The organism is Rhodothermales bacterium (assembly GCA_013002345.1).
Lineage (GTDB): Bacteria > Bacteroidota > Rhodothermia > Rhodothermales > JABDKH01 > JABDKH01.
Genome location: JABDKH010000341.1, coordinates 1 through 3,090, shown reverse-complemented (window position 1 = coordinate 3,090; position 3,090 = coordinate 1). Strand labels below are relative to the sequence as shown.

Genomic DNA, 3,090 nt, shown 5'->3' with positions numbered 1-3,090 from the left:
GCCTGCGTTTACTTGGCTCGGTGGGCGAACCTATCAATCCCGAAGCGTGGTCCTGGTACTACGAGGTCGTCGGCGACTCGCGTTGCCCGATCGTCGACACCTGGTGGCAGACCGAGACGGGTGGCATCCTGATCAGCCCGTTGCCGGGCGCGACGGGGCTGAAACCCGGATCCGCCACCAAGCCGTTGTTCGGTGTCATGCCAGCCGTCGTCGACGGGGAAGGCAATACGCTCGACGGAGCGGTTGAGGGTAACCTGATCATCACCGACAGTTGGCCGGGACAGATGCGCTCGGTGTATGGGGATCATCAACGGTTTGTCGATACTTATTTCGCCACGTTCGAGGGCACTTACTTCACGGGCGACGGCGTGCGTCGCGATGAGGACGGCTACTACTGGATTACCGGCAGGGTCGACGATGTGCTCAACGTTTCGGGTCATCGCATGGGAACCGCAGAAGTCGAAAGCGCGCTTGTTTCACATGAGCACGTCGCCGAAGCGGCGGTCGTCGGTTATCCGCACGACATCAAGGGGCAGGGCATCTATGCCTACGTCACGTTGATGGAGGGCATCGAAGCGAGCGACGAACTGCGATCGGAACTGCAGAAATGGGTGCGCAAGGAAATTGGACCGATCGCGAAACCGGACCTGATTCAGTGGGCGCCGGGTCTGCCGAAAACCCGTTCCGGCAAGATCATGCGACGCATTCTGCGAAAGGTCGCGGCGGATGACTTCGGTAACCTGGGAGATACATCGACGCTGGCAGAACCGGCGGTCGTCGATGACCTCATCGAAAATCGGCAGAATCGAAGCTGATCTTGCGCGCTCAGGCTTCCCGCTGATCGTTTGACAGGTCGCGTGCCATGCTGTCTTCCAACTCGTCGATGAAGCTCTGATCGATTTCATCGACGGCGGTGTCTGAGACCGGGTCGTTACTGGCCTCCGTCTCGGGCGCCTGGCTGCGCCGCATCGCGAGCGGTGGGAGCTTTTGTGTTGCCTTCATATCAGCGTTGCCGTCTGTCGAGGCCTTTTCGTCGTCGGCAAGACGCTCGCGATCGCGGCGCTGGTATTCCGCGATCTGACGTTCGTAGGCCCGCACAAATTCTTCGCCGAACATCTGCGGGAAACGTCCCCCGCCTTTCTCAGTCATGATCGGGTAGAGGTCACGGTACAAGTCCCAATACTTGGACTTGTTGCCGAAAGAAAACAGTTTGCTGCCACTCAATGCACGTTCGAAGCCTTGCTCGAGTTCGTCCGGCTCAAAACGGTCGGCGAACTCAATGAATGCGCTGTTCATGGCATCCAGAAACGCGTTCTGATGATTCATCAGGTCTTGACAGGCTTCGCGTACCGCATCTTTCGCGCCCAGATAATCCCCCTCATCGCCTACGAGCAACTGCTTGATCAGATCGTCGGGACTTTCGGAGAATTTCAAGGGATTGTTGTGCCGCGGCAATACCGACGTCTGATCCAGACGGAATGTGTTTTTCAGGTTTGCGCGGCCGGCGAGAAGCGGAATCACGCCTTCGACGAATTCTCGCAGCACGTGTCCGGCATTGAGCATCAGGGCCGTACGATCCACCGACGGGTGAAGCTCTACGCGATTTATTCCCAGACCGTGCAGAAAGGCGGCAAAAACATCCTCGTTGCGACGAGAATGAGTTTTGTGTTTCTTACCGGCCTTCTTCTTCTGCACCGGTTTAGCGACGGGCGCTGCTTTCTCGGGCTCAGCCTGTGGAGGCGCCTTCGGCGAGGTCGACGTACTGAACAGGACGGACCTGAATTCATCGTCGCCCGTGAGTTCTTCCTCGTCGAGCATTTTCACGCCCGTGCGTGGCAGATCCTCGTCGACGAGCTGCTCGATATTGTCGGGCACCACGGACGGTTCCGGATCGAGTGGCATGGACAAACTCTCTCCGGAGTCGACGGCCACCGTAAACTCGAAGTCCCCCATGCGCATGCGATCGCCATTGAACAGGCGTCGTGGATTGCCTTTGCCAATCGGCTCGACTTCGTCGTTTATGTAGACGCCGTTGCTGCTGGTGTCGAGCAGGTAGTAGATGCCACCCTTGTAGTCGATGGTGGCATGCCGCCCGGATATGAAGCGATCCGGATCCGGTAATATCCAGTCGTTCTGTAATGAACGGCCTATGGTGCCGCCTTCTTCGCCGAATTCACGCTCGTCGTCGTCGCCAACGAGTTCGCGGTGATCGCTAACTATTTTGAGTTGGAGTGTCATTTCTGCCCTCTCGAATTGCGCTCAATTGTGCATTGAATCAACGAGATAGGCTGGTAACCAGTTCACATAATCGAATTCGTTTTCCGACCCTAAGGCCTTGATTTCCGGTAGACTGGCCTCACAAACCGAGTTTCGGGCCATTTCATCGCCGGTTATGAGCAAATCGCAACTTTTCAGGGTCGTCTTCATGAGCCAGGGACAGGTCTACGAGGTCTATGCCCGATCCGTCGGTCATGGCGAGCTGTTTGGCTTCGTCGAGGTCGAGGAACTGGTTTTCGGAGAGCGAACGACGATCGTGGTCGACCCGTCCGAGGAAAAGATCAAATCCGAGTTCGAGAATGTGCGACGGACTTACCTGCCCATGCATTCGATAATCCGTATCGATGAGGTTGATAAGCAGGGGCCGAGCAAGATCAGCAAACTCGAGGGGGGCAACGTGGCGCAGTTTCCGTTGCCCGGCTACACGCCGGGGGACACCAACAAGTAGGTGGTCGACATACGTTGACTGAGTTCTAGTATCATCCCGATTACCATGCTACTCAATCGCGAATAAGGCCCGACCCACCGACATGCTGGAACTTCCGGGACAGTCGGCTCTGTCCAATTTCCGCCTGGCCAAATTGACCCGTGCGCTGCAACGAGCAGACGCGGGCATCCAATCCGTCGAAGCACGATTCGTCTACCTGGTCGACACGTCCGAAGAACTCGGCAAGGCAGATCGGTCACGTCTCGATGCCTTGCTGTTATCCGGCGACAAGCCAGCCAGGCTCAGCAAAGGCGCAGAGAAGCTCTACGTTGTGCCGCGGCCCGGAACGATCTCGCCGTGGTCGAGCAAAGCGACAGACATTGCCA

At 57.3% G+C, this 3,090-nt stretch carries 4 protein-coding genes; 3 read left to right on the top strand and 1 reads right to left on the bottom strand.

Going from position 1 to position 3,090, the window contains the following annotated elements:
* Nucleotides 1-815, top strand: an 815-nt coding sequence (locus HKN37_16160) for an AMP-binding protein (protein NNE48187.1), incomplete at its 5' end; no start/stop codon positions are given.
* Nucleotides 816-825: 10 nt separating this feature from the next.
* On the opposite strand, the gene tagH is transcribed toward HKN37_16160, so the two are convergent.
* A complete protein-coding gene (gene tagH / locus HKN37_16155; protein ID NNE48186.1) occupies nucleotides 826-2,238 on the bottom strand; it encodes a type VI secretion system-associated FHA domain protein TagH in 1,413 nt (470 codons plus the stop codon).
* A 154-nt stretch (nucleotides 2,239-2,392) separates the two neighbouring features.
* Here tagH and HKN37_16150 point away from each other — a divergent pair, with 154 nt between their 5' ends.
* Complete coding sequence (locus HKN37_16150; protein NNE48185.1) at nucleotides 2,393-2,725, top strand: DUF1820 family protein; 333 nt, start codon at nucleotides 2,393-2,395, stop codon at nucleotides 2,723-2,725.
* A gap of 82 nt (nucleotides 2,726-2,807) precedes the next feature.
* A partial coding sequence (locus HKN37_16145; GenBank protein NNE48184.1) for a hypothetical protein occupies nucleotides 2,808-3,090 on the top strand: 283 nt, incomplete at its 3' end.

Coding starts and splice junctions, on each gene's coding strand:
- HKN37_16150 (NNE48185.1), top strand. CDS start 2,393: ATGAGCAAATCGCAACTTTTCAGGGTCGTCTTCATGAGCCAGGGACAG.
- tagH (NNE48186.1), bottom strand. CDS start 2,238: ATGACACTCCAACTCAAAATAGTTAGCGATCACCGCGAACTCGTTGGC.